Origin of the sequence: Roseisalinus antarcticus, assembly GCF_900172355.1 — a bacterium.
GTDB lineage: Bacteria > Pseudomonadota > Alphaproteobacteria > Rhodobacterales > Rhodobacteraceae > Oceanicola > Oceanicola antarcticus_A.
This window is the reverse complement of the sequence record NZ_FWFZ01000024.1, coordinates 24,718-47,414: the sequence shown is the minus strand read 5'-3', so window position 1 is coordinate 47,414 and position 22,697 is coordinate 24,718. Positions and strand designations below refer to the sequence as shown.

Annotated in this window: 24 protein-coding genes and 1 other RNA gene; 10 read left to right on the top strand and 15 right to left on the bottom strand. The window is 68.1% G+C overall.

Translation table 11 applies throughout. The features are described 5' to 3' along the window. Window positions 1-26: 26 nt before the first annotated feature. The 9 genes from ROA7023_RS17520 to ROA7023_RS17480 form a co-directional block, all read right to left on the bottom strand. Complete coding sequence (locus tag ROA7023_RS17520) at window positions 27-743, bottom strand: alanyl-tRNA editing protein (RefSeq protein WP_085880330.1); 717 nt, start codon at window positions 741-743, stop codon at window positions 27-29. After that, complete coding sequence (locus ROA7023_RS17515; RefSeq protein ID WP_085880329.1) at window positions 740-3,217, bottom strand: DUF3772 domain-containing protein; 2,478 nt, start codon at window positions 3,215-3,217, stop codon at window positions 740-742. Before ROA7023_RS17515 ends, ROA7023_RS17520 begins: the two co-directional genes overlap by 4 nt. Next, on the bottom strand, window positions 3,214-4,242 hold the full coding sequence (locus ROA7023_RS17510) for a cysteine synthase A (protein ID WP_085880328.1): 1,029 nt from the start codon (window positions 4,240-4,242) through the stop codon (window positions 3,214-3,216). The genes ROA7023_RS17515 and ROA7023_RS17510 overlap by 4 nt, the downstream gene beginning before the upstream one ends. 56 nt (window positions 4,243-4,298) lie before the next feature. Continuing rightward, window positions 4,299-5,405: an NUDIX domain-containing protein gene (locus ROA7023_RS17505; RefSeq protein WP_085880327.1), complete on the bottom strand. Its 1,107-nt coding sequence runs from the start codon at window positions 5,403-5,405 to the stop codon at window positions 4,299-4,301. Next, on the bottom strand, window positions 5,405-5,848 hold the full coding sequence (locus ROA7023_RS17500; RefSeq protein ID WP_085880326.1) for a TrgA family protein: 444 nt from the start codon (window positions 5,846-5,848) through the stop codon (window positions 5,405-5,407). The genes ROA7023_RS17505 and ROA7023_RS17500 overlap by 1 nt, the downstream gene beginning before the upstream one ends. Before the next feature lie 36 nt (window positions 5,849-5,884). Next, a complete protein-coding gene (locus ROA7023_RS17495; RefSeq protein WP_085880325.1) occupies window positions 5,885-7,093 on the bottom strand; it encodes an SAM-dependent methyltransferase in 1,209 nt (402 codons plus the stop codon). Window positions 7,094-7,167: 74 nt separating this feature from the next. Then, on the bottom strand, window positions 7,168-8,589 hold the full coding sequence (locus ROA7023_RS17490) for a cryptochrome/photolyase family protein (RefSeq protein ID WP_085880324.1): 1,422 nt from the start codon (window positions 8,587-8,589) through the stop codon (window positions 7,168-7,170). A gap of 70 nt (window positions 8,590-8,659) precedes the next feature. Next, window positions 8,660-9,649, bottom strand: a complete 990-nt coding sequence (locus tag ROA7023_RS17485; RefSeq protein WP_085880323.1) for an MDR family oxidoreductase — start codon at window positions 9,647-9,649, stop codon at window positions 8,660-8,662. Between the two features lie 46 nt (window positions 9,650-9,695). Continuing rightward, window positions 9,696-10,199 carry a DinB family protein gene (locus tag ROA7023_RS17480; protein WP_085880322.1) on the bottom strand — a complete coding sequence of 168 codons (504 nt, stop codon included), beginning with the start codon at window positions 10,197-10,199 and terminating at the stop codon, window positions 9,696-9,698. Window positions 10,200-10,373: 174 nt separating this feature from the next. On the opposite strand from ROA7023_RS17480, the gene ROA7023_RS17475 reads away from it, so the two are divergent. Together ROA7023_RS17475 and ROA7023_RS17470 are read left to right on the top strand one after the other, a co-directional pair. Continuing rightward, window positions 10,374-11,420, top strand: a complete 1,047-nt coding sequence (locus ROA7023_RS17475) for an extracellular solute-binding protein (RefSeq protein ID WP_085880321.1) — start codon at window positions 10,374-10,376, stop codon at window positions 11,418-11,420. 143 nt (window positions 11,421-11,563) lie between these two features. Continuing rightward, window positions 11,564-11,914, top strand: a complete 351-nt coding sequence (locus ROA7023_RS17470) for a DUF4345 family protein (RefSeq protein ID WP_085880320.1) — start codon at window positions 11,564-11,566, stop codon at window positions 11,912-11,914. A gap of 55 nt (window positions 11,915-11,969) precedes the next feature. On the opposite strand, the gene ROA7023_RS17465 is transcribed toward ROA7023_RS17470, so the two are convergent. Then, complete coding sequence (locus ROA7023_RS17465) at window positions 11,970-12,617, bottom strand: LCCL domain-containing protein (RefSeq protein WP_159458569.1); 648 nt, start codon at window positions 12,615-12,617, stop codon at window positions 11,970-11,972. A gap of 130 nt (window positions 12,618-12,747) precedes the next feature. Between ROA7023_RS17465 and ssrA the strand changes: the two genes are divergently transcribed. The 5 genes from ssrA to fumC all read left to right on the top strand — a co-directional run bounded on the left by ssrA (window position 12,748) and on the right by fumC (window position 17,279). Next, window positions 12,748-13,098: a transfer-messenger RNA gene (gene ssrA / locus ROA7023_RS17460) on the top strand. Between the two features lie 123 nt (window positions 13,099-13,221). Continuing rightward, window positions 13,222-13,866 (top strand): DUF1194 domain-containing protein, encoded by a 645-nt coding sequence (locus ROA7023_RS17455; RefSeq protein ID WP_085880318.1) that lies wholly within the window; start codon window positions 13,222-13,224, stop codon window positions 13,864-13,866. Between the two features lie 77 nt (window positions 13,867-13,943). Further along, window positions 13,944-15,194: a chromate efflux transporter gene (chrA, locus tag ROA7023_RS17450; RefSeq protein WP_085880317.1), complete on the top strand. Its 1,251-nt coding sequence runs from the start codon at window positions 13,944-13,946 to the stop codon at window positions 15,192-15,194. 65 nt (window positions 15,195-15,259) lie between these two features. Continuing rightward, window positions 15,260-15,754: an SspB family protein gene (locus tag ROA7023_RS17445; protein ID WP_085880316.1), complete on the top strand. Its 495-nt coding sequence runs from the start codon at window positions 15,260-15,262 to the stop codon at window positions 15,752-15,754. A gap of 133 nt (window positions 15,755-15,887) precedes the next feature. Next, window positions 15,888-17,279, top strand: a complete 1,392-nt coding sequence (gene fumC, locus ROA7023_RS17440; RefSeq protein WP_085880315.1) for a class II fumarate hydratase — start codon at window positions 15,888-15,890, stop codon at window positions 17,277-17,279. Window positions 17,280-17,332: 53 nt separating this feature from the next. Here the strand turns inward: fumC and ROA7023_RS17435 are convergent, their stop codons facing one another. Next, window positions 17,333-17,770, bottom strand: a complete 438-nt coding sequence (locus ROA7023_RS17435) for a hypothetical protein (protein WP_085880314.1) — start codon at window positions 17,768-17,770, stop codon at window positions 17,333-17,335. Between the two features lie 49 nt (window positions 17,771-17,819). On the opposite strand from ROA7023_RS17435, the gene ROA7023_RS17430 reads away from it, so the two are divergent. Then, entirely contained in the window at window positions 17,820-18,005 is a 186-nt protein-coding gene (locus ROA7023_RS17430; RefSeq protein WP_085880313.1) for a DUF4169 family protein, read from the top strand. Then, entirely contained in the window at window positions 17,998-18,237 is a 240-nt protein-coding gene (locus ROA7023_RS17425; RefSeq protein WP_085880312.1) for a ribbon-helix-helix domain-containing protein, read from the top strand. The genes ROA7023_RS17430 and ROA7023_RS17425 overlap by 8 nt, the downstream gene beginning before the upstream one ends. Here ROA7023_RS17425 and ROA7023_RS17420 read toward each other — a convergent pair. The 4 genes from ROA7023_RS17420 to ROA7023_RS17405 form a co-directional block, all read right to left on the bottom strand. Next, window positions 18,225-18,506, bottom strand: a complete 282-nt coding sequence (locus ROA7023_RS17420; protein WP_143535616.1) for a hypothetical protein — start codon at window positions 18,504-18,506, stop codon at window positions 18,225-18,227. The genes ROA7023_RS17425 and ROA7023_RS17420 overlap by 13 nt on opposite strands. Window positions 18,507-18,801: 295 nt before the next feature. Then, complete coding sequence (locus tag ROA7023_RS17415; protein WP_085880310.1) at window positions 18,802-20,166, bottom strand: cytochrome P450; 1,365 nt, start codon at window positions 20,164-20,166, stop codon at window positions 18,802-18,804. Beyond that, a complete protein-coding gene (locus ROA7023_RS17410) occupies window positions 20,163-21,404 on the bottom strand; it encodes a hypothetical protein (protein WP_085880309.1) in 1,242 nt (413 codons plus the stop codon). Before ROA7023_RS17410 ends, ROA7023_RS17415 begins: the two co-directional genes overlap by 4 nt. Before the next feature lie 101 nt (window positions 21,405-21,505). Beyond that, a complete protein-coding gene (locus ROA7023_RS17405) occupies window positions 21,506-22,258 on the bottom strand; it encodes a cytochrome c biogenesis CcdA family protein (RefSeq protein ID WP_085880308.1) in 753 nt (250 codons plus the stop codon). Between the two features lie 129 nt (window positions 22,259-22,387). On the opposite strand from ROA7023_RS17405, the gene ROA7023_RS17400 reads away from it, so the two are divergent. Next, window positions 22,388-22,633, top strand: a complete 246-nt coding sequence (locus ROA7023_RS17400) for a sulfurtransferase TusA family protein (protein ID WP_370739243.1) — start codon at window positions 22,388-22,390, stop codon at window positions 22,631-22,633. Window positions 22,634-22,697: the final 64 nt, after the last annotated feature.

Genomic DNA, 22,697 nt, shown 5'->3' with positions numbered 1-22,697 from the left:
CCGCATCAAGTATAGGAAGACACGGATCAATCGAGCAAGAGCGACACGCGCCTGTTGATCTTTCCCTTTTTCTCGATCTTGCCGAGCCGCACCTGGCCGATCTCGATCGTGGTGGTCACGTGGGTGCCGCCGCAGGGCTGCAGGTCGGCGGTGTTCTCGCCCTCGCCGATGCGCACCAGGCGAATGCGCCCTGCCCCGCGCGGCGGCTGCACCGAGAGGGTCTTGACCAAGCCCGGGTTGGCGTCGAGCTCGGCCTCGGCAATCCATTCTTCGGTCACGGCGAAATCGCAGGCGATCAGGCGGTTGAGCGTCGCCTCGATCTCGTCGCGGTCCTCCGGGGCATCGGGCATGTCGAAATCGAGCCGGCCCTTCTCGGCGCCGATGGCCCCGCCGGTCACCGGGCGCGGGATCACCACCGACAGCAGGTGCAGCGCGGTGTGCATCCGCATATGGCGGTGGCGCCGCTCCCAGTCGAGATGCTGGGTCACGCGGGCGCCGGTGGCGGGCAGCGACGCGGGCTCGGCAGGGACCAGGACAATATCGTCGCCCGCGCCCTTGACCGCGGTCGCGATCTCGATCTCGCCGTCCTCCCAGACCAGCGCGCCGCTGTCGCCGGGCTGGCCGCCGCCCGTGGGATAGAAGATCGACCGGTCGAGGATCAGCCCCCCCTCGGCGGTGACGCCGGTGACCCGGCCGGTAGTCTCGCGCAGGTAGGGGTCGGAACGGAACAGCGGCTCTGTCATGTGAGGTCTCCCTTGTCGGGGTCGGTGGGTGTGTCGGCCGGCGCGGGTGACGGCGAGGCGGCCGGCGCCGAGGCGGCGGCGCCGCCGGTGTCGCGCAGGACTTCGGGGTTGCGCAGCCAGATGTCCCGCTGGGCGAAGGGGATCTCTATCCCCTCTTCGGCGAAGCGCTTGGCGATGGCGTGGTTGAGGTCCGTATGCACATTCATCACCCAGTTGACGTCGCGCAGGATGGCGCGGATCTCGAACTCCAGCGAGTCGGCGCCGAAGGTCCGGAACAGCACGGCGGGTTCGGGATTGTGCAGCACCATCGGGTGTTCGCGGGCGATGGCCATGAGGATGTCCGACACCTTCTGGGTATCGGTGCCGTAGGCCACCCCCACCGGCACGATCACCCGGCCCACGGAATTGCCGCGGGTCCAGTTCGTCACCGTGCCCGAGATCAGGTCGGCGTTCGGCACGATCACATCGGTGCGGTCGAAGGTCTCGATCCGGGTGGAGCGGACAGAGATGTCGCGGACATAGCCCATCTGCCCGCCCACCTCGATCCAGTCGCCCTGGCTGATGGGGCGTTCGATCAGCAGGATGATCCCCGAGACGAAGTTCGACACGATATTCTGCAGGCCGAAACCGATCCCGACCGACAGCGCCCCGGCGACGTAGCCGAGCGCGGACAGGTTGATGCCCGCGGCGGTGATCGCCACGAAGGCCGACAGGATGACACCGACATAGCCCACGCCCGACGCGATGGCGTTCTGCCCGCCGATATCGAGCCGGGTGCGCGGCAGGACCGTGTTGCGCAGACCGCCCTGGATCAGCCGGGTCAGGACATAGCCGATGGCGAAGACGATCGCGAAGGACAGAAACACGGTCGGCGAGATCCGCGTATCGCCAAGGGCGACCCCCTCGCGGAACCGGTTCCAGAGCTCGGTGAGGTCAGAGACCCGCGCGCCCCAGATCAGCGCCAGGAACGGCAGCGCGAGCAGCGTCAGGGCGAAGGCGACCAGCACCGGAGCAAGCGCGTCAGTGCCCCCGTCCAGCCGGCGCGACATCAGCGCGTAGAGGTCGAAGACCAGCCGTTGCAGCAGCAGTACCATGCCCAGCAGCGCCAGCGTCAAGGCGATCGGGCGGAGCATGACCGTGGCCGCCTCTTCATAGCCCAGGATCGCGCACAGCGGCCCGAGAAGCCCGCCAAGCATGGCCAGCTGGCCGACGGTGCGGGTGATGCGGACGCGCAGCGGCATGCCCTCGGCGACGTCGTCCTCGGGCAGGGTTTCGAGGCCGCGTGCCGGGCCGGTTTCCGGCTCTGCGCCAGCCGGGCGGATCGCGATGCGGCGGCCGAGACCGAACAGCAGCGCCCCTCCGATCAGATGCACCGGGAACATCAGCACGGCGGTCGCGGCGGCGCCGGCCTCGGCCACCTCGCCGAAGGTCCGGACCAGGACGCTGACGGTCAGGGTCCAGCCCAGCCCGGCGGCAAGCACCCGGTCGCGGCGCCAGGTCGGGCCGCCGCTGTGTTCCGCCGGCGCGGGCCCCTCCTCTCCGTCCGGCAGGAAATAATGGTCGACGAGCCAGCCCGCGATCAGCACGTAAAGCGCGGCGAACGGCAGCTCGACCAGCATCGTCTCGACCCGCAGGCCGACAAGGCCGGTCATGGTCAGCCCTGCATAGATCGCCAGAAGCCCCAGGAACGGCAGCGCGATCTTGCCCAGGGAGGCGGCGAAGGCCAGCGCCCCCTTGCCGGTGCGTTCGCTGGCCATGGCCCGGCGTTCGAGCCGCCCCGACCAGGCGCGACCGCGCAGCAGGATCAGCAGGCCGAAGAGCGTTGTGGTGCTCGCCGCCGGGGCGACGGACAGCGCATCGGTGAGTTTCGCCTCGCCTCGCAGGGCGCTCTCGACATCCAGCCGGAAGGCCTCCACGCCGCGCTTGACCGCGGCGGCGGCGGTGGGCCAATTCGCCGGATTGACCGGCAGCGGCCCGCGTTCGGAAAGCTGGCGGGCCTCGCGTTCCCGCACCAGGCTGTCGATCTCGGCGATCAGGCCGGTGGCGCGGGCGCGGGCCTCCGAGGCCAGTAGCGCCGGGGCGCCGATCTCGCGGAGTTCGGCCTGGAGTTCGGCGCGGCGCTCGGAGATGGGGTCGGCCTGCTCCTGCGCCTCGCCGTCGGCGGTTTGCGGCGGTGCCAGCGCCTCGAGCTGCCCCTGCAAGGTGCGCAGGCGCTGCGCCCCGATGGCGTTTTCCGCGCTCAGCCGGTCGCGCCAGTCGACCAGTTCCTGGCGCAGCGACGTGAAGGCGAGGGTCGAGGCGAGGCCGGCGTCAATCGCCTCCTCGGCGCGCCGCGCCACGGCGTCGAATTCGGCATAGGTCGAGGTCTCGGGCGCGACCGCGCTGCCGGGCTCGTCCACCTGCGCCACCGCCGTCCCGGCCGGAAGCAGCAGACCCGCCGCAACCAGAAACAGGACGGACAGTGCGCGTATCATGCGTCTTCGAAAACGCCGGGAATGGATTGCGGGGCGCCGTCCATCCAGGCAGGCACTGGCAGACCCTTGGATTGCAGGAAGTCCGGGTTGAAAAGCTTGGACTGGTAGCGGTTGCCGTAGTCGCACAGGATCGTCACGATCGTGTGCCCCGGCCCCATCTCGCGGGCCATCCGCATCGCGCCGGCGATGTTGATGCCGGACGAGCCGCCCAGGCACAGACCTTCTTCCTGGAGCATGTCGAATACGATCGGCAGCGCTTCGCTGTCGGGGATCTTGAAGCACATGTCCGGGGTGAAGCCTTCGAGGTTGGCGGTGATCCGGCCCTGCCCGATGCCTTCGGTGATCGAATCCCCGCCCGCCTCGATCCCGGTGTAGATCGTGTAGAGCGAGGCACCCTCGGGGTCGGCCAGGCCGATCTTGACGCCCTTGGGCTGCAGCGCCATGCCGACGCCCGCGAGCGTGCCCCCGGTGCCGACCGCGCAGACGAAACCGTCCACCTTGCCGTCGGTCTGCGCCCAGACCTCGGGGCCGGTGCCGTCGATATGGGCCTGCCGGTTGGCGATATTGTCGAACTGGTTCGCCCAGAGCACGCCCTCGTTCGAGGTCCGGCGCAGCTTTTCGGCCAAGCGGCCGGAATAGCGCACGTAGTTGTTGGGGTTCTTGTAGGGGACCGCGGGCACCTGAACCAGCTCGGCGCCGGCCAGGCGGATCATGTCCTTCTTTTCCTGGCTCTGGGTCTCGGGGATGACGATGATCGTCTTGAACCCCATCGACGCGCCCACGAGGGCGAGCCCGATGCCGGTGTTGCCGGCGGTGCCCTCGACGATGGTGCCGCCGGGATGCAGCTCGCCGCGCGCCACGGCGTCCTGGATGATCGACAGCGCGGCGCGATCCTTCACCGACTGGCCCGGATTCATGAACTCGCATTTGCCCAGGATGGTGCAGCCCGTCTCTTCGGAGGCGCGGCGCAGCTTCATCAACGGCGTGTTGCCGACCAGGTGGGCGAGGTCTGACTTGAATTGCATGGGTCCGCTCCTGTCATAAGCTCCGGCAATTCGTTTAGGGGCCACGCACCCGGAACTCAAGCAGAGGAGCGAAACCGGTCACGATGGCGTGCGGCCCAAAGCAGCATCATCGCCAGCGGGGCCACGTTTACCTCTCCGCTCGCCACCAGGTCGAGCGCGGCGTCCAGCGGCAGGACATGGGCGCGGATGTCCTCGTGCTCGCCCTCGGCGCCGCCGATGCGCTTGTCCGCCCCCGTCAGGTCGGCGATCCCGAGGTAGCAATGGTGGAACTCTGTCGAGTAGCCCGGCGACGGATAGACCCGCCCGATCAGGTGCAGCGCCCCGATGTCGAGCCCGGCCTCCTCGACGGCTTCCCGACGGGCGCAGGTTTCGGGCGTCTCGCCCGCCTCGATCATGCCGGCGATGGGCTCCAAAGTCATCGGGTGCGGATCGCCGCGCAGCGCGACGGCCAGGCGCAGCTGCTCGATCAGCAGCACGGTGTCCTGCGCGGGATCGTAGGGCAGCACCAGCGCCGCGTCGAAGCCGGCAAAGACCTCGCGGGTGAAGGGCTCGGTCCAGCTGCCGTCGAAGCGGCGGTGACGCAGGTCGAAATGCCGAAGCCGGAAAAAGCCGTCGAAGCCCTCGCGCTGCCGGGTGATCTCGATGGGGTTGCCGGGGGTGCGCAGCTCGGTCGGGGCACCCGCGCGGGCCAGCTCCCGCGCCCAGCCCCGCGCCTGCATCGCCGAGAAGAACCCCTCCAGCCGGTCGAGGGGCTCTCCGGCGGCGAACCGGCCGATGAACTCGGCCGCCGCGCTGACCGCCATCGGCCCCCAGTCCGCGACCCAATCCTGCAGCTCGAACGGCGGGCCGGGGGTGAAGGCGCCCTCGTCGGGAAAGTAGATCTCGGCCTCGACCCGGCCGGTGGCGGCGCTCACCGAATGGCGCCGCGTGCCATAGGCAAAGCCCAGCTCGTAGGCGTCGAGCCGTTCGGCGTCGCCGGGCTGCGGCTCGAACAGCAGGCCCTGGGCCTCGCCCGGGCCGGGCTGGATCATCGGCACGTTCTGGCCGGCGATCCAGCGCACCTCGTGGCCGTCCAGCCGCGCCGGCTCCAGCGGCCCGGGATCGCGGCCCAGAACGGCCCGCAGCAGCGGCGCGTGGCGCAGCGTTCCGTAGAAGAAGAACATCAGCGAAAGGCCCGGCCGGCCATGCCCGATATGATGCCGGCCACGATGCCGCCTGCGATCAGGGTGGCCCAGACCTCCACCGTGGACATCGTGCGCAGATGCTCGGCCAGCAATTCGAACACCGCGATGACCGCCTCTGCCGGGCCGTCGTATTCCCGCTCCAGCGACCGCCCGAGCATGTCGTTGAAGCTCTGGATGAAGAGCGCCCAGAACACGGTCATCAGGATCGTGGTGAAGCCCACGCTGATAGAGCCCACGAAGCCCAGCCGCGCCCGGCTGCCCATGATCATCCAGCCGCAGACCACGCCCACGGCGGCGTTGACCTCGGCGAACCAGCCGGGGTTGAAGGCCTCCGGAAAGAGCGGCTCGATCAGCGCGTCAGAGACATACCAGGCCAGGCCGCCGTAGAGCAGGGCTGCGACCACATGGGCGAATGTCGGCATCGGCTTCCTTCCCGGCTGCGCGGCACGCGGCTCCGGTCAGTGCGGCCGCTCCACGGTGATCTGGACTACATCGCAGTTGTGCCCATGGAACGTCGCGGCGCAAGAGGTCAGGTAGACATTCCACATCCGCCGGAACCGCTCGTCGAAGCCGAGCTTGGCGATCTCGTCCCAGCGATCGTTGAAGGTGTCGTGCCAGCGCCGCAGGGTGATCGAATAGCTTTCGGCGAACTCGATGCTCTTCTTCATCGCAAGGCCCGCGCCCTCGATCTCTTCCTTGAGGCGGCTCGGCGGCGGCAGCATCCCACCAGGAAAGATGTACTTCTGAATGAAATCAACGCCTTTTCGGTAGATCTCCCAGCGGTCGTCCTGGATCGTGATGATCTGGAACGTCGCCTGCTTGCCCGGGCGCAGACGGTCTCGGACGGTCTTGAAGTAGATCGGCCAGTATTGCTCGCCCACCGCCTCGAACATCTCGATCGAGGCGATGCCGTCGTAGACTCCGCGCTCGTCGCGGTAATCCTGCAGCTTGAAGGTCACCTGGTCCTCCAGCCCCGCCTTGCGGATCCGCTCCACGGCATAGTCGAACTGTTCCTTGCTGATCGTGAGCCCGGTGACCTTCAGCCCCCGCTCGCGCGCGGCGTATTCCGCGAACCCGCCCCAGCCGCAGCCGATCTCGAGCACGTGGTCGCCGGGCTTGGCGCCCATCTGGTCCACCATCGAGGCGTATTTCTGCTCCTGCGCCTTCTCCAGGCTCTCCTGGCCGGTCCCGAACAGCGCCGAGGAATAGGTCATGCTCTCGTCCAGCCAGAGGCTGTAGAACTCGTTGCCCAGATCGTAATGCGCCGAGATGTTCTTGCGGGCCTGGCTCTTTGTGTTGCGCAGCATCCAGAAGCGAAGCTTTTCGTAGGCGCGCACAAGCTCGAAGCCCGGAAAGCCGTCGAAGATCGCGTAGTTGTCGGCATGCAGGAAATCGAAGAAGGCCATCAGGTCCGGCGTCGACCACCAGCCGTCGACATAGGCTTCGCAAAAGCCAAGGTCACCGTCCCGGATCAGCCGCGAAAAGACGTCCGGGTTGTGAATGCTGACCTCGCAGACCGGTCCCGGCCCGGCTCCGTCGGCCCGAAACGTCCGGCCGTCCGGCAGTTGCAGGTCGATCCTGCCGTGTTCCACCTTTTTCGCAATGTCGAACACCCGCGCAAAATACCTCGGCAGGTTGCCCTGCCCCTCTGTCGTCGTCAGGATCATGCCACGTCCTTTCCCCCATCGAAGAAAGATTTTAGCTCAAGTATCGGCAATGTCACCCGTTTCTCCCTCCGCGGTTAAAAGTCCCGGTCGGAATAGGCGTCCAGGGCACGGCGTCGCCCGTCTTTTGCCGAGACGACAGGGTCGGGGTAGCCGTCGCCGGGCCCAAGACCCCAGCAGCGCGGGATCGCCTCGAAATAGTCCAGCGCCGTCCGCGGCGGGCTGCCCTGGCCCTCGGCGATCCAGCGGCGGCGGTATTCGCCGTCCCGGTCGAACTTGTCGACCTGGGTCTCGGGGTTGAAGACGCGGAAATAGGGCGTCGCGTCCGGCCCCGACCCCGCCGACCATTGCCAGCCCATGGCGTTGGAGGCCGGGTCCCAGTCGATCAGGTGCTCCTCGAACCAGCGCAGGCCGATCCGCCAGTGGGTCATCAGGTGCTTGGTCAGATAGGAGGCCACGATCATCCGGCCGCGATTGTGCATCCGCCCGGTGACGTGCATCTCGCGCATGGCGGCATCGACGAATTCCATCCCCGTGCGCCCCTGTTTCCAGGCCAGCACTTCGGGGCGGGTCTCGTCCTCGTTCCAGGGAAAGGCATCCCATTCCTCGCGCCAGTTGCCGGTGGTCAGGCGCGGGGTGTGGTGGACCAGGTGATAGGCGAACTCGCGCCAGACCAGCTCCTTGAGGAAGGTCTCGGCGCCCGCCGCCCCGGCGTCCAACGCCCGCCATCCCGCCTCCCAGCAGGTCCGCGGCCCGATCTCTCCCAGGGCGAGGTTCTCGCTGAGCCCGGAGGTGCCGTCGATGGCCGGAATGTCCCGGGCCTCGTCGTAATCGGCGATCTTGTCGTCGATGAACGTGTCAAGCCGGTCCCGCGCCGCCGCCTCGCCCACCACAAGGTGGGGCGCGACGACGGCGGCGCCCCGGTTCATCGGGGCCGCCATCCGCCAGTCGTCAAGCGCGTCGCTCTCGGGAAAGCTCTCCGGCCGGCTCAGACGCGAGGGCGCGGCGGCGGCCGTGCCCGGGTCGCGGCCCCGCACCGCCTTCCACATCGGCGTATAGACCTTGTAGAAACCTCCGGTCCGGGTCTCGACCGTCCAGGGCTCGAACAGCAGATGGCCCGCGAAGGACCGCGCGTCGAGGCCGTCGTCCTTCAGCCCGGCCTTCACCGCCTCGTCGCGTTTGCGGGCGTCCGAGTCGTAGAGCCGCGTCCACCAGACCGCGCCGGCCCCGGTCTCGCGCACCAGCCCTCGCAGGGTCTGGAGCGCCTCGCCGCGGCGCAACACCAGCGTCGAGCCCTTGTCTTCAAGCGCCGCGGCAAAGGCCGCCACACCGCGGCCAAGGCGCCAGCGCGCGGCCGCGCCGTGGCCCTCGACCGCCTGGTCATGGATGAAGACCGGGACGATCGGCCGCCCGGTCTCGGCGGCGGCGGCAAGCGCGGGGTGATCCGCCAGCCTCAGATCGCGCCGGAACCACAGCAGAATCGGTGAGGCGTCAGCCATGTCTCGTCCCTTTCGTCGCCGCGGCCCCGGCCGGCCACCCCGCAGGCCCGGCCGCCGGGGGCCCGGCGGCTCAGGCGTTCACGTCCACGACGACCCGGCCCTTGACCGACCCATTCAGGATCCCGGCGCCCAGCTCCGGCAGATCGGCGAGCGTCGCCGGCTCCACCATCGCCTCCAGCTTGTCGAGCGGAAGGTCGGTCGTGATCCTCTGCCAGGCAGCCACCCGGTCGTCATACGGACGCATAACGCTGTCGATGCCCAAAAGGTTCACCCCGCGCAGCAGAAACGGCACCACCGTCGCGGGAAGCTGCGCCCCGCCGGCCAGCCCCACCGCCGCGACCGAGGCGCCGTATTTCATCTGGCCCAGCACCCGCGCCAGCATCGCGCCGCCCACCGCATCGACGCAGCCGGCCCAGGTCTCGGCCTCCAGCGGGCGCTTGACGGTCTCGGCCAGATCGGCCCGCGGCACCATCCGCGTGGCGCCCAGCCCGGTGAGGTAGGCCTCGTTCTCGGGCCGCCCGGTCACGGCGGCCACCTCGTATCCGAGCCTGGACAGGATCGCCGTCGCGACCGACCCGACCCCGCCCGAGGCGCCGGTGACCAGCACAGGGCCCTGCCCCGGCTTCAGCCCCTGCGCCTCCAGCGCCATGACCGCGAGCATCGCGGTGAAGCCCGCGGTGCCGACGGCCATCGCCTGTCGCGTGCCCAGCCCCTCTGGCAGCGGCACCAGCCAGTCGGCCTTGACCCGCGCCTTTTGCGCGTAGCCGCCCCACCACGCCTCGCCGACCCGCCAGCCGGTCAGGACGACCTTGTCGCCCGGCGCGAACCGCGGGTCGTCCGAGGCCGAGACGGTGCCCGCGAAATCGATGCCGGGCACATGCGGATAGGTCCGCACCAGCCCGCCGCCCGGCCCGATGCACAGCCCGTCCTTGTAGTTCAGCGTGGAGTATTCGACATCGACCGTGACGTCGCCCTCGGGCAGCCGGTCCTCGCCCAGCTCCTGGACGCTTGCGTGGGTCTTGCCGTCTTCGTCCTTCTCGACAACCAATGCCTTGAACATGGCTCTCTCTCCTTCTGATGAGCGACGCCGTCTCGGCGCGTTGCTGTCACCCGGCCTCCGGCATGAAGGGCAGGTCCGTCGTGGGCGGTGTGATCCCCGCCGCCGTCAGCATCGCGTGGACTTGCCCGCGGTGATGTGTCTGGTGATTGAACATGTGCATGATGCCCATGGCCAGCGGCAAGGTCCGGGCGCCGCCGCCCGACGGGGTCCAGACGATCTCGCCCACCAACGCGAGCGAGGTCACCTCGTCGGCCCAGAGGCTGATCCGCCCGTCGGCGCGAAACCGCGCCTCGGCCCAGGCGGCCGGCCCCTCGGTCAGCGTCGCGCTGTCGGCCAGCCCGCAGGGCGGCGGTGCGTGGCCCGCGATCCGGCTCATCCAGATCAGGTCGCCCCAGAGCAGATGGTTGAGCGTCCCGCCGATCGAGCCGAAGAACGCCCCGCGGTCCCGGTCGAAGGCCTCGGGCTTGATGTCGCTCACGATCCGGCGCAGGCCGGTGTTCTGCCAGGCGTTGTAGCGCGCCATGGTCTGGCAATAGCCCGGTGTAATCATCTCCCCGATCCCCGCTTGCGTCTCAAAACCGGCAGAAATTGCCCATTCCGCTTCAGAATTGGCCTTGTGGGCATCAGTGACAAGCCATGACCGGCTGTGCAAGCCGATCCGGCCTTGCGGCCCCGCATGGCCATGTTAGCGTCTTCGCCGCAACGATCATCAGGGAGAGATGACATGACACGACTAACCCTTCTCGGAAGTGCCGCCCTCCTGACGCTCGGCTCGGTTGCCGCGGCGCAGGATACCGACCTTCTGGTCTTCGACTACCCCGGCTTCGAGGACCCCAGCTACCATCAGCCCTATGTCACCACCCACGGCGCGAGCCCGGCCTTCTCGTTTTTCGGCGACGAGGAAGAGGCGTTTCAGAAGCTGGTCTCGGGCTTTCAGGCCGACGTGACGCATATCTGCGCGGGCTCCGTCGCCAAGTGGGTCGCCAGCGGCATCATCGAGCCATGGGACACCTCGCGCATCGAGGCGTTCGACGACCTCAGCTCTGACCTGACCGGCGCAGACGTGGCCTCGGGCGAGGCTGCGGCCTATTTCATCCCGACCGATTTCGGCTCTACCGCGATCGCCTACAACCCCGAGGAAGTGCCCGAGGAGGCGGTCTCGACGCTGCAGGTGTTCAAGGATCCGGCCTATGCCGGCCGCCTGACGATCCCCGACAACGTGGATGACGCCTATGCGCTGGCCTATCTGGCCACCGGCGTCACCGACTGGACCGGGGCCACCGACGCCGAGTTCGAGGCGGCCTCGGCCTGGCTGCGCGAGATCCATCCTAACCTGCGCACCTACTGGACCGACCCGGCCGAGCTGTCGCAGCTTCTGTCCACCGGCGAGGTTCTGGTGTCCTGGGCCTGGAACGAGACCTATCCCACGATGGTCGAGGAAGGCCGCCCCATCGCCTTCGAGCGCGAAGCCGAAGAGGGCTCTTCGCTGTGGCTATGCGGCTACGTGAACATGGCCGACGCCCCGGGCTCCGAGGACAAGGCCTATGACTACATCAACGCCATGCTCTCGCCATCGAGCGCGATCCCGCTGCTCGAGGCCGGCTACGGCACCTCGAACACCGCCGCGCTGACCGGTCTGATCAGCGAAGAGGACCTGGTCGCCGCCGGGCTCGAGGATATCGACGTGCCCGTCCTGGCCCAGCTGCCGATGAGCCAGGAGCTGCGCGAAAAGCAGTCCGAGGCCTTCGAACTGATCAAGGCCGGCTTCTGAAGTATCTGATCCGGCAGGCGGTTCGCCGCCTGCCGGAATTTCTGACAGGTCCAGGTGTAAATATTGCCTGACAGCGCATCCGGAGTGATCCGGCGCCGCCGATCGCCCGTATCCAGATCGACATCGACAGGACGGGCGGACGCATGGACATCATCAATACCCTGATCGCGCTGATCTCCATCGGCCTCGGCCTTCTTGGCTGGCTCGCGCCGCGCTACACCATGGAGGTGGTCGATTTGCGACCCGGCCTCAGCCCGATGGGCTTCGGCGAGGTCCGCGCCGCCTCGGGCGCGTTGTTCGTGGGGCTTGGGGCCGGGGCCCTGCTGCTCGACACGCCGCTGGGCTTCGCGATGATCGGTTTTGCCTGGGGCGGGGCCGCGATCGGGCGGCTGACCTCCCTCGTCCTTGACGGGCAGACCCCGAAGAAATGGCTGTTCTTCGGTTGCGAGGCGGTCGTGGCGGCGGTGGCCCTTGGCCTGAACCTGCCGGCCTGATCCGACCGGTCCAGGCCGGTCGTGCCGGGCGCAGCCAGGGGCCGCGCCCAAAAGCTCAGTATTCGCGATTGGCGTCGAAGACATAGCTGAGCGCGTAGCTGCCCCAATCCATGGTCTCGACCCCGTTTCTGCTGCTGGAGAGGTAAGATGTCAGCCCCGGGAAGGCCATCGCCGTGACCGGCCCGCCGGCCGCGGGAATGACGCCGGCATGAACCGCCGCCGCGCAGATGTTGCTGTCGCCGGTATAGGGCCCGCTGCCCCAGACCGAGCCCGTGCCGCTTCCGGCCGGGCATCCGCAGGAATACTCCGCCTGGCTGGTCGGATAGGCGCCGCACATCTCCAGGCCCGCCGGGATCGGATCGGCGATCTCGAAAACGTAGCTGTCGCCGTAGCTGCCCCAGTCGCGGGTGGTGACCCCGTTGGCCGCGGACCCAGAATAGGCGTCCGCTCCCGGGGCCAGCAGGGCGGTGACGGGCCCGCCGCCGGCCGCGCCGATGGCGCCGGCGTGGACAGCCGCGGTGCAGATGTCGCTGTCGCCGGTATAGGGCCCGCTGCCCCAGACCGAACCCGCCTGCGCATCGGGCGAACAGGTGCACGAGAGGCTGGTCTGGGGCACCGGATAACGGCCGGGACATTCCGATTGCGCGGCGACCTGGCCGGCCGCGGCGGTGAACAGAAGGCATGTGGCGGAAAGAAATTTCATGGCAATGGCTCGCTTTCGGTTGGATGTAGCGCCTCCTGATTCTTGACGCCACGTCATGCCGGAGTATTGTGCCCGCCCCCCCGCCGGACAAGCCCTCTCGGGTCACCGCGTCTTGTGACGGCGCCACAAGCCCCTTGAGTTCCCGGATCGCCGCCCCTATCTCTGAGATGTCGCGCAAGCGACTATGGACATAAACGCGCTCGTAATAAGCGGATCGGACCCGGGGGCGGTACCCGGCGGCTCCACCAAAAATCCTTCGTTTGGGGATCATGGGGCCGAAATAGGATCGACGAACGTCTAAAGGGGTTTGCTTTGTCCCGGTGAGTTACCACCGTTATCGGTACAAAAAAGCTAGTTGCAAACGACAACAAAGCTCCGATGGCCCTCGCTGCGTAAGCAGTGCGGAACATCGAAATCTAAGCCCTTGGGCCTAGCAGCTTAAGGCGGGGTTCGCAGGCACCTGGCAACAGAAGCCTGCACTTTCCCCCCGAGAGGACAATTCATCCGGCCTGCGCGTAGTGGCCGCACCCCTGGCGTGGCAATTCGGGGTCGCGTGGGGCCGCTTTCTCTTGCGTCACCGTGTCCGGGGCCTGACACTCCGGGCATGCGCTGGTTTTCCCTTTGCTTGTGTCTGACGGCCTCGCCGGTCGCTGCCTGCGAAACGGCACTGCTCCTGATGATCGACGTGTCGAACTCCATCGATCAGGCCGAATACAGGCTGCAGACCGATGGGCTTGCCGATGCGTTGATCGACCCCGAGGTGAGCGAGGCGCTGGTGCGCGGGCAGGTCGCGCTCAGCGTGGTGCAATGGTCGGGGGTCGAGGACCAGGAGGTCTCTCTGCCCTGGACGCAGATGCGCGGGCCGGCGGAGGTGCAGGCCTTCTCAGCCCGGGCCCGCGGCATGATCCGGGCCTTCGTGCTGTCGGACACCGCCCCGGCCGAGGCGCTGGATTTCGCGCTCGACCACCTGGACGCAGCGCCCGCCTGTGCCCGCCGGATCATCGACATCTCGGGTGACGGCACGGCCAACGCGGGCTCCGATGTGCGCCGGATCCCGCGCGAGGCCGAACGCCGCGGCGTCACCATCAACGGCATCGCGATCGAGGGCATGGGCCGCGCGATCACGAATTTCTACCGCCGCGCGATCATCACCCGCGACGGGTTTGTCATCACCGCCATGGGCCACCGGGAATATCCCGACGCCATCCGCCGCAAGATCCTGCGCGAGGTCGCCCGGATCTTCGGCTGAGACCGGTTTTCCATGAAGTTTTGACGACAGCGGCAGGATTGACTTGCCCGCGCCCGCCGCGCGGCCGATCCAGAGCCATGAGCTTCACCGATCTCGTCTTCGTCTTCGGCCGCATCGGCCTTTTGTCCTTCGGCGGGCCCGCCGCGCAGATCGCGCTGATGCACCGAGTGCTGGTGGAGGAGACCGGCTGGCTCGACGATGCGCGGTTCCTGCGCGCCCTGAGCTTCTGCATGCTGCTGCCGGGACCGGAGGCAATGCAGCTTGCGACCTACGCCGGCTGGCGCCTGCGCGGCATTCCCGGCGGGCTGATTGCCGGCGGGCTCTTCGTGTTGCCGGGGGCGGTGGTGATCGCCGTGCTGACCGCGTTCTATGCCCGGTTCGGCGCGGCGGAGGCGGTGCAGGCCGCGTTCCTTGGGGTCAAGGCCGCGGTCATCGTCATCGTCCTGCAGGCGATCCTGCGGCTGTCGGCCAGGGCGCTTCAGGACGCCGAGGCCGTGGCGCTCGCTTGCCTCGCATTCGCGGGGCTGTTCCTGTTCGCCCTGCCCTTTCCGCTGGTCGTTGCCCTGGCCGCCGCCTGGGGCGCGGCGCGGGCGCCGGCCGCAAGACGGGCCCCGCGCCCGGATATCCGGCTCACGCCCGCGGCCGGGGTGCTGGCCCTGGGCGGGGCCGCCTGGGCCGCGCCGCTGCTGATGGCCTGGGCCACGGGCCAGACCCTGTTGCTGTCGCTGGGCCTGTTCTTTTCGAAACTGGCGGTGGTGACCTTCGGCGGCGCCTATGCCGTCCTAGCCTTCATGACGCAGCAGGTCGTGGTCGATCGCGGCTGGCTGAGCACCGGCCAGATGATCGACGGGCTCGGGCTGGCCGAGACGACGCCCGGGCCGCTGATCCTTGTCACCCAGTTCGTTGGCCAGTTGACCGGGCTGCAGGCGGGCGGGCCGCTGCTGGGCGCGCTGGCGGCGGCGATGACGCTGTGGGTCACCTTCGTGCCCTGCTTCATCTGGATCTTCGCCGGGGCCCCGCTGATCGACTGGCTGGAGCATATGCCCCGCCTCAGCGCCGCCCTGCGCGCGATCACGGCCGCCGTCGTCGGCGTGATCGCCCATCTGTCGGTCTGGTTCGCGGCCCACGTGCTCTTTGCCGATGTCGCGCTGACGCGGGCCGGGCCGCTGACCCTGCTGATCCCCGATCCGGCGAGCTTTCGGCCCGACGCCTTCGCGCTCTCGGCGCTGGCCGCCGCCCTGCTGCTCTGGCGGGGCTGGTCGCTTCCGGCGACCCTTGCGGCCATGGCCGCGGCCGGATTGGTGGCGGGCCTCACGATTGGTGGCTGACCCCTTCCCTCTGCGCCCGAATCCCGTATGCTAACTATATCTTGCGCCAAGAGGAGCCGCGTCCCGTGAGCCAATCCATCGACTATGGCAACCTCATGCACCGGGCCATGCGCGGCCTGATTCAGCAGGTGCTGGAGAAGGTCGCAAAGGGCGGTCTGCCCGGAGCGCACCACTTCCTGATCACCTTCGACACCATGCATCCCGACGCCGAGATCGCCGACTGGCTGTCGGACCGGTATCCCGACGAGATGACCATCGTGATCCAGCATTGGTTCGACAATCTGGAGGTCACCGACGAGGGGTTCTCGATCACCCTGAACTTCGGCGACAACCCCGAACCGCTCTATATCCCTTACGGCGCGATAAAGGCCTTCGTCGATCCGTCGGTGGAATTCGGCCTGCGCTTCGAGACCCGCGAGGACGAGGGCGACGACGATGAGGACGATCTCGACGACGACGAGGCGCCCATGGTCGAGATGGCCGAGGACGCCGAGGACGAGGCCGACGGCAAGGCCCGCAAGCCGGCCGAGGTCGTGAGCCTCGACCGCTTCCGCAAGTAGGTAGCGCCGCCGCCGATTGCTTGCCACGACCGACGGGCCTTGCAACGGCCTGCGGTCCTTGCCGCGGGTCTCTTCAATTGCCCCGTCAGATGCGATCCCCTATAGCTCGTGCCAACCACGACCGGAGTTGCAGATGACCACCACACGCACCGAAACCGACAGCTTTGGCCCGCTTGAGGTTCCCGCCGACAAATACTGGGGCGCGCAGACCCAGCGCTCTATCCTGAACTTCCCCATCGGCTGGGAAAAGCAGCCCGTGGCGATCGTCCGCGCCCTGGGCGTGATCAAGCAGGCCTGCGCCGAGGCCAACAAGGCCAGCGGCAAGCTCGACGCGTCCCGGGCGGACGCGATCATCGCCGCCGCCTCCGAGGTCGTCGCGGGCAAGCTCGACGATCATTTTCCGCTGGTGGTCTGGCAGACCGGCTCCGGCACCCAGTCGAACATGAACGCCAACGAGGTCATCGCCAACCGCGCGATCGAGATGCTGGGCGGCACCATCGGATCGAAGGACCCGGTGCACCCGAACGACCATTGCAACATGGGGCAATCCTCGAACGACACCTTTCCGACCGCGATGCACATCGCCGTGGCCATGACCGCCCGCGACGTGACCCTGCCGGGGCTTGAAAAGCTGCACGCGGCGCTGATCCTGAAGGTCCAGGAATTCGACGGCATCATCAAGATCGGCCGCACCCACACGATGGACGCCACGCCGCTGACGCTGGCGCAGGAGTTTTCGGGCTATGCCCACCAGGTCGCCATGGCGATCAAGCGGGTGAAGGCCGCCTTGCCCCATATCCATGAACTTGCCCAGGGCGGCACCGCCGTCGGCACCGGGCTCAACACCGCGCCGGGCTGGGGCGAGACGGTCGCCGCGAACATCGCCGCGATCACCGACCTGCCCTTTGTCACCGCGCCCAACAAGTTCGAGGCGCTGGCCGCCCACGACGCGCTGGTCGAGATGTCCGGCGCACTGAAGACCGTCGCGGCGTCGCTCTTCAAGATCGCCAACGACATCCGCCTTCTGGGCTCCGGCCCCCGCTGCGGGCTGGGAGAGCTGATGCTGCCCGAGAACGAGCCCGGCTCCTCGATCATGCCGGGCAAGGTCAACCCGACCCAGTGCGAGGCGATGACCCAGGTCTGCGCCCATGTGATGGGCAACGACGCCGCCGTGGGCTTTGCCGGCAGCCAGGGGCATTTCGAGCTGAACGTCTACAAGCCGATGATGGCCTATAACGTCCTGCAGAGCATGCAGCTTCTGGGCGACGCCTCGGTCGCGTTCACCGATAATTGCGTGGTTGGCATCCGGGCCGACGAGGACCGCATCGCGAAGATCATGCAAGAGTCCCTGATGCTGGTGACGGCGCTCGCGCCCGAGATCGGCTATGACAACGCCACCACCGTCGCCAAGACCGCGCACAAGAACGGCACAACCCTCAAGCAAGAGGCGATCGGCCTGGGCTTCGTCGATGCCGAGACCTTCGACCGCGTGGTGCGGCCCGAAAAGATGATCGGGCCGACGTAACGCGCCGAGGCAACGGGCGGGGCTTCGGCCCCGCCGCCGTGCTGCAACCTGCCCTAGAGCGCGTCGCAGCCCGCGCCGGACAGGGCCGAGATCGCGGCGCCGGAGCCGCGCAGGGAAATCGTCTCTACCGTCTCGCCATCGAGGGCGACCGCGACCTGAGCGCCGGCCTTCAGGGCCTGTGCAAGGTTATCGGCCTCGTCAGCGCCCAGCGTCAGGGCGCAGCCGGCCTCGCCATCGCACGCCGCCCCGATCGGGCCGAAGTCGCGACCATCCACCAACAGGGTCGCCGTCGCCTCCCCCTGCAATCCGAAAACGAAAAGGCCGGTCAGCGTGTAGGATGGCACCCCGCCGTTTTCGCAGCGCATCCGGATCGTCATGCCGAAGTCCCCGGCGCCCAGAACTTCGGCGCCGTCGTCGGAAACGCGCCACTCCGCGAGGGCCGCAACCGGCAGGACAAGGGCGAGCGACAGGGCGGCAATACGCAGTGGCAAGAGCGGACCTCAAAGGTTAGAGACAGGATGAAATCGCAGGATCACAGTGATGAAACCAGTCGTCAATCTCGGACGGGTCCGCAAGGCGCGGGAACGGGCGGAGCTCAAGAAGATAGCCGATCAGAACGCGGTGAAATGCGGGCGGACCAAGGCGCAGCGCCTGTTGGAGACCGCGCGGAACGAGTCCGTCCAGACCCGGCTCGATCAGCAGAAATTCGACGATTCCGATGTCTGACGGCCGGCCCGTCAAACACTCTCTGACACTCCATGGCCACCGCACCAGCGTGTCGCTGGAGGATGCCTTCTGGGAGGTGTTCCGCGAGATGGCCAAGGAAAAAGGCCAGACCCTGAACGGGCTGGCCTCGGAAATCGACGACACGCGGGGCGGAGACATCGGCCTGGCCTCGGCGATCCGCGTCGCCGTCCTGCGCCACCTTCAGCAGCGCAGGGGCGCTCAGACGCTGTAGAGCGCCTTGCGGATCGTGGCGAGGTCGCGGGCTTCCTGCTCCTCGGGGCTGAGGTTGCCGGGCCGCGCCGGCGTCTGGACGGACACCTGGGCATTCTCCTGCCGGAACAGCGCGGCGAGATCCTCCGCGTCCATTGACGGCTCTGCATTGCGAGCCTTGCCCGAGGCGCCCTCGCGGGATTCACGCACGATCGACATCACGCTTTCGATCGTCTTCAGAAGCCCAGGGGTCGGGCGCGGTTTGCCTTCCATTTCTTCCAAGAGAGTCATGGCCGAAATCCTGATCATTCACATCGGCCCCCACCGACGATCCTTTTAAACACCATTTGGCGCTTATTTGAAATGCCACAAAGCGGCCCCAGTCGGGCGACACTGCGTCGATGAATCGAGATCAAGCATATGATTTTATCGGGTTTACTGAAGGGCTCACGCCTTTTTTCCGCCCGGATTTCCTGCCTCATTCCTGCCTGATTGCTGCGATGCGGCAAGAAAGGGCGCGTTTTCAGGAACCAATTTCCGGGACAGCGCCGGACCGTTTCCGGCCCTTCTCCAGTCGCGGGGCGAATCAGGCGTTCCGCGGCGTCAGGCGCAGCCAGATTCCGTCTTTCGCCCGCACCGTCAGGTGCGCGACCGGCACAGGGTCGCGCCCGGCGACCCGTTCAATCCGGAACCGGCGGGCGATGAGCGCGATCAGCAGCACGCCCTCGACCATGGCAAAGCCCGCCCCGGTGCAGACCCGCGGCCCGGCGGAAAACGGCATGTAGGCCTCGCGCATGCAGGCCCGGCCATTCTCGGTGCCCCATCGCGCGGGGTCGAAATCGTCGGGCCGGTCCCAAAGCCGCGCGTGCCGGTGCAGGTGCCAGGGCGACAGCACGATCTGTGCGCCGCGCCGGACCGCCCGCTTGCGGAAGGTCTCCGCCCCAGCGGCCTCACGCACCATCATGGGCACCGGCGGATAAAGCCGCAGCGCCTCGCGGAACACGTCCCGCGTGACCCGCAGCTTCGAGACGCTGGAGAAATCCGGGGTCACCTCGCGCCCCTCCTCCGCCAGCACCTCCTGCCATTCGGGATAGAGCGCCAGCAGATAGAGCGTCCAGGCCAGCGCCGAGGCGCTGGTCTCGTGCCCGGCGAGAAAGAAGATCGCCACCTGGTCCACCATCTCGTCCAGATCGAACCGGTCGCCGGTCTCGGGGTCGGTGGTCGTCATGATCTTGGTGGCGAGGTCATCGGGCGCCGCCCCCGCCGCGATCGCGTCCAGCCGCCGCCGGGTCAGATCCCCGATCAGCGCCCGGATCCTGCGGGCCGACCGCCGGGTCTCGGACCGGAAGAAGCGCGGCATCCAGCGCGGACCGGGGATGAAGGCGGCAAGGTTCAGGATCGGCTGCGACCGTTGATAGGCCCGGAACTCGGCGAACACCTCGGCGGCCAGCTCATGCTCGATCGGGATCGAGAACAGGGTGCGAAAGATCACGTCGGCGGCGGCGTGGCTGGTCTCGGCCTCGATCTCCACCGGCGCCCCGGTGGCAAGCCGGTCGAGCCGTGCCACCGCCGCCTCTCCCGCGTCCCACATCGCCGGGTAGGTGTCGCGCAGGCGGCCGCCCTCGAAGGCCGGGTCGATGATCCGCCGCTGGCGTTTCCACACCGCGCCGTTGGTCAGAAAGACCGAATTGCCCAGCAGCGGCCGCAGCCCCGCGCCGATCCGGCCGGATTTGGGGAAATCGTCGGGCCGCTCGTTCAGCACGCGCCGGATCAGCGGCGGGTCGTTGACCAGGAAGGACCGGAAGAACGGCGTGCGGAACTCGGCCATCCAGGCGCGGTAGAGCTTGGCGGGCTGGGCCGACAGGATGTCGGACCGGAACAGCCGGGCATAGCGCCAGAGCGAGACCTTGTCGGGCCGCGAGGGCGGTTTGGGGGGCTGGTCCGGCGTCATGCCGCCTGGCTGGTGTATTTCGACGCGGGGATCACGATGCGGCTTTTCGACGGCGGCCGGCCGGCATAGCGCGCCCCCAGCGTCAGCGGCCCGGCGGTCACCCGGAAGTAGTCGTAGTCCTTGGGCCGGTCGAAAGCGCAGAGATACTGGAAATGCAGCCGGAAGAAGCGCCAGCGCAGCTCTTTCCAGCGGGCGGGCGACAGCGTCTGGGTGAACGAGGCCGAGAAGACCAGCGGCCATTTCGCCCCCTCCGGCGCCACGCCCGAGACCGCCACCGGATCGCAGAGCGCGAAGGCGCAGCCGTCGCCCGGCGCGGTGATGTCGACCCAGGTGATCTCGTCGCGCAGGGAAAGATAGGCGAGGTCGGCCCGCAATCTGTGGGCCTTGGGCAGGAACGACACCATCGGCACGACCTGGCCCAGGCTGAGGAAGGACAGCGCCGGGCCGTTGGCCGGCACCCGCCCCGCCCGGATCAGGTCGGCGAGGATCGACACCGCCAGATGCGCGCCCGAGGAATGGCCGACCACCAGCACCTCGTCGCTGCCCTCGGTCAGCGCCCCGGCGATGCGGTCGGCAAACTCGGCCATCCGCGCCTCGAGCTCGGGCGGGTTGGCCCCGCCCCAATTGGCCGAATAGGCGTAGTCGTGCATCAGGTAATAGGCGAAGATCTTGCCGTCCTTCTTCTTGAACCAACGCAACAGGGCCACCGCGACCGCCCCCCAAAGCGCCAGCCGCAGGACCAGACCCAGCGCCCAGGGCGCCCCGAGAAGCGACAGCGCATGCCCCCCCGCCGCGCCGGCCGCCGCACCAAGGCCGAGCGCGACCGCGAGTTGCAGCAACAGCATCCCCACCGGGTAGAGCGCTGCGATGACCGGCCCCTTGCGCAGCCACATCAGCCGCCGAAGGGCGCCGCTGGCGATATAGGTCCAGGCGCAGCGGACCAGCTGCAGGTAGGTCGCCGGGATCGACGACGACATCGAGCCGCGCACGATATCGGACCAGACCAGGACCTCGACATCGGCCTCGACCTCGGCGCCCTCGATCTCGGCGGTGACATGCCAGCCGTAGGGACCGCCGGCCCGCTTCGGCTTCAGCCCGATGGCAAAGCCCGAGACCGCCGCCTGGGCCGCCGCCTCCTTGCGGTAAAGCTCGCGGTAGCGGCGCGGGTGGATCGGGTCGTAGCCCGGAATGTAGAAGACGCGCCTCTGCGCCACCTTGCCGCTCCTGTGGTCTGACATGGCCCTGCTCCGGCTTTTCGGATTGTCTCAGCCTAGCCGCAAAAACGGGCAGAAATAAGCCGATTGTCGCGCGGGTCGGGGGCTGTGAAACTTGGGGGCCGTCAGCCCAGCTGCGCCAGCGCCGGGAAGGTCTCCAGCAGCCAATAGGAGAAATCCGAGAACTGCCCGGTCAGCATCATCAGCCCGACCGTCCAGAGCAACACGCCCGAGATCCGCTCGATTCGCTCCATATGCCGCTTCATCCAGCCCATCGCGCCCTTGAGCCGGGGAAAGAAGGCCGCGACCAGCAGGAACGGGATGCCCAGCCCCAACGCATAGGACGCGAGCAGCGCGGTGCCGCGCATCGTGTCGGCCTCGGACGCCGCAAGCCCGAGGATCGCCCCCAGGATCGGCCCGAGGCAGGGGGTCCAGCCGAAGGCGAAGGCCAGGCCCAGCAGGAACGCCCCGAAGGCGGAGCCGCCCCTGTCGCCGGCCTCGACCCGGACCTCGCGGTCCATGAAGCCGATGCGGAAGACGCCGAGGAAATGCAGCCCGAAGATCATGATGACGACCCCGGCCCCGGTCACGAACCAATCCTGCACCTGCAGGAACATCCGGCCCATGGCGGAAAAGGCGAAGCCCAGCAGCAGGAACACGGTCGACAGGCCCAACACGAAGAACAGCGCGGCCAGCGTCACCTTGCGCCGCGCCGCCCGGGTGCCATCCATCTCGGTCACGCTGACCCCGCCCATATAGGCCAGATAGGGCGGCACGATCGGCAGGACGCAGGGGCTGAGGAACGACAGCAGGCCCGCGGCCATGGCAATCGCCAGGGCGGGCAGCAGCGTCGCATCAAGAAGCAGGTTCGCGTCCATGAACCCGTTCTTATCCCGGCGCGGCGCCCGCGTCACGGGCACATCGCGTCACGTTGCCGTGCTGGAGCCGGGCAACATGGTCGCAGGGTGGCACTGGACTTGGCCATGGGCGCGGTCTAGCTCACCGCCATGACCGACATGACCGACACGGCGGCCGAAGAGATCGACACCCGGGGGCTGCTCTGCCCCCTGCCCGTCCTGCGCCTGCGCAAGCGCCTCGGGCCGCTGCCCGCCGGCACGGTGGTGCGGGTGCTGGCGGACGATCCCGTCGCGATCATCGACATCCCGCATTTCTGCACCGAGGCCGGCCACGCGCACCTGTCCCTCGCAACCGAGGGCGGCGAACAGGTCCACCTGATCCGGCGGGGAGTCTGACCCTCTCGGCCGAAGGGGGCGAACAGGTTCACCCGATCCGGCGAGGATAGTCTGACCCTGTCGG

What these genes read in the sequence shown, in the direction of transcription:
- ROA7023_RS17520 (WP_085880330.1), bottom strand. Translation starts at nt 743, where the DNA reads ATGACAGAGCCGCTGTTCCGTTCCGACCCCTACCTGCGCGAGACTACC.
- ROA7023_RS17515 (WP_085880329.1), bottom strand. Translation starts at nt 3,217, where the DNA reads ATGATACGCGCACTGTCCGTCCTGTTTCTGGTTGCGGCGGGTCTGCTG.
- ROA7023_RS17510 (WP_085880328.1), bottom strand. Translation starts at nt 4,242, where the DNA reads ATGCAATTCAAGTCAGACCTCGCCCACCTGGTCGGCAACACGCCGTTG.
- ROA7023_RS17505 (WP_085880327.1), bottom strand. Translation starts at nt 5,405, where the DNA reads ATGTTCTTCTTCTACGGAACGCTGCGCCACGCGCCGCTGCTGCGGGCC.
- ROA7023_RS17500 (WP_085880326.1), bottom strand. Translation starts at nt 5,848, where the DNA reads ATGCCGACATTCGCCCATGTGGTCGCAGCCCTGCTCTACGGCGGCCTG.
- ROA7023_RS17495 (WP_085880325.1), bottom strand. Translation starts at nt 7,093, where the DNA reads ATGATCCTGACGACGACAGAGGGGCAGGGCAACCTGCCGAGGTATTTT.
- ROA7023_RS17490 (WP_085880324.1), bottom strand. Translation starts at nt 8,589, where the DNA reads ATGGCTGACGCCTCACCGATTCTGCTGTGGTTCCGGCGCGATCTGAGG.
- ROA7023_RS17485 (WP_085880323.1), bottom strand. Translation starts at nt 9,649, where the DNA reads ATGTTCAAGGCATTGGTTGTCGAGAAGGACGAAGACGGCAAGACCCAC.
- ROA7023_RS17480 (WP_085880322.1), bottom strand. Translation starts at nt 10,199, where the DNA reads ATGATTACACCGGGCTATTGCCAGACCATGGCGCGCTACAACGCCTGG.
- ROA7023_RS17475 (WP_085880321.1), top strand. Translation starts at nt 10,374, where the DNA reads ATGACACGACTAACCCTTCTCGGAAGTGCCGCCCTCCTGACGCTCGGC.
- ROA7023_RS17470 (WP_085880320.1), top strand. Translation starts at nt 11,564, where the DNA reads ATGGACATCATCAATACCCTGATCGCGCTGATCTCCATCGGCCTCGGC.
- ROA7023_RS17465 (WP_159458569.1), bottom strand. Translation starts at nt 12,617, where the DNA reads ATGAAATTTCTTTCCGCCACATGCCTTCTGTTCACCGCCGCGGCCGGC.
- ROA7023_RS17455 (WP_085880318.1), top strand. Translation starts at nt 13,222, where the DNA reads ATGCGCTGGTTTTCCCTTTGCTTGTGTCTGACGGCCTCGCCGGTCGCT.
- chrA (WP_085880317.1), top strand. Translation starts at nt 13,944, where the DNA reads ATGAGCTTCACCGATCTCGTCTTCGTCTTCGGCCGCATCGGCCTTTTG.
- fumC (WP_085880315.1), top strand. Translation starts at nt 15,888, where the DNA reads ATGACCACCACACGCACCGAAACCGACAGCTTTGGCCCGCTTGAGGTT.
- ROA7023_RS17430 (WP_085880313.1), top strand. Translation starts at nt 17,820, where the DNA reads ATGAAACCAGTCGTCAATCTCGGACGGGTCCGCAAGGCGCGGGAACGG.
- ROA7023_RS17425 (WP_085880312.1), top strand. Translation starts at nt 17,998, where the DNA reads ATGTCTGACGGCCGGCCCGTCAAACACTCTCTGACACTCCATGGCCAC.
- ROA7023_RS17420 (WP_143535616.1), bottom strand. Translation starts at nt 18,506, where the DNA reads ATGACTCTCTTGGAAGAAATGGAAGGCAAACCGCGCCCGACCCCTGGG.
- ROA7023_RS17415 (WP_085880310.1), bottom strand. Translation starts at nt 20,166, where the DNA reads ATGACGCCGGACCAGCCCCCCAAACCGCCCTCGCGGCCCGACAAGGTC.
- ROA7023_RS17410 (WP_085880309.1), bottom strand. Translation starts at nt 21,404, where the DNA reads ATGTCAGACCACAGGAGCGGCAAGGTGGCGCAGAGGCGCGTCTTCTAC.
- ROA7023_RS17405 (WP_085880308.1), bottom strand. Translation starts at nt 22,258, where the DNA reads ATGGACGCGAACCTGCTTCTTGATGCGACGCTGCTGCCCGCCCTGGCG.
- ROA7023_RS17400 (WP_370739243.1), top strand. Translation starts at nt 22,388, where the DNA reads ATGACCGACATGACCGACACGGCGGCCGAAGAGATCGACACCCGGGGG.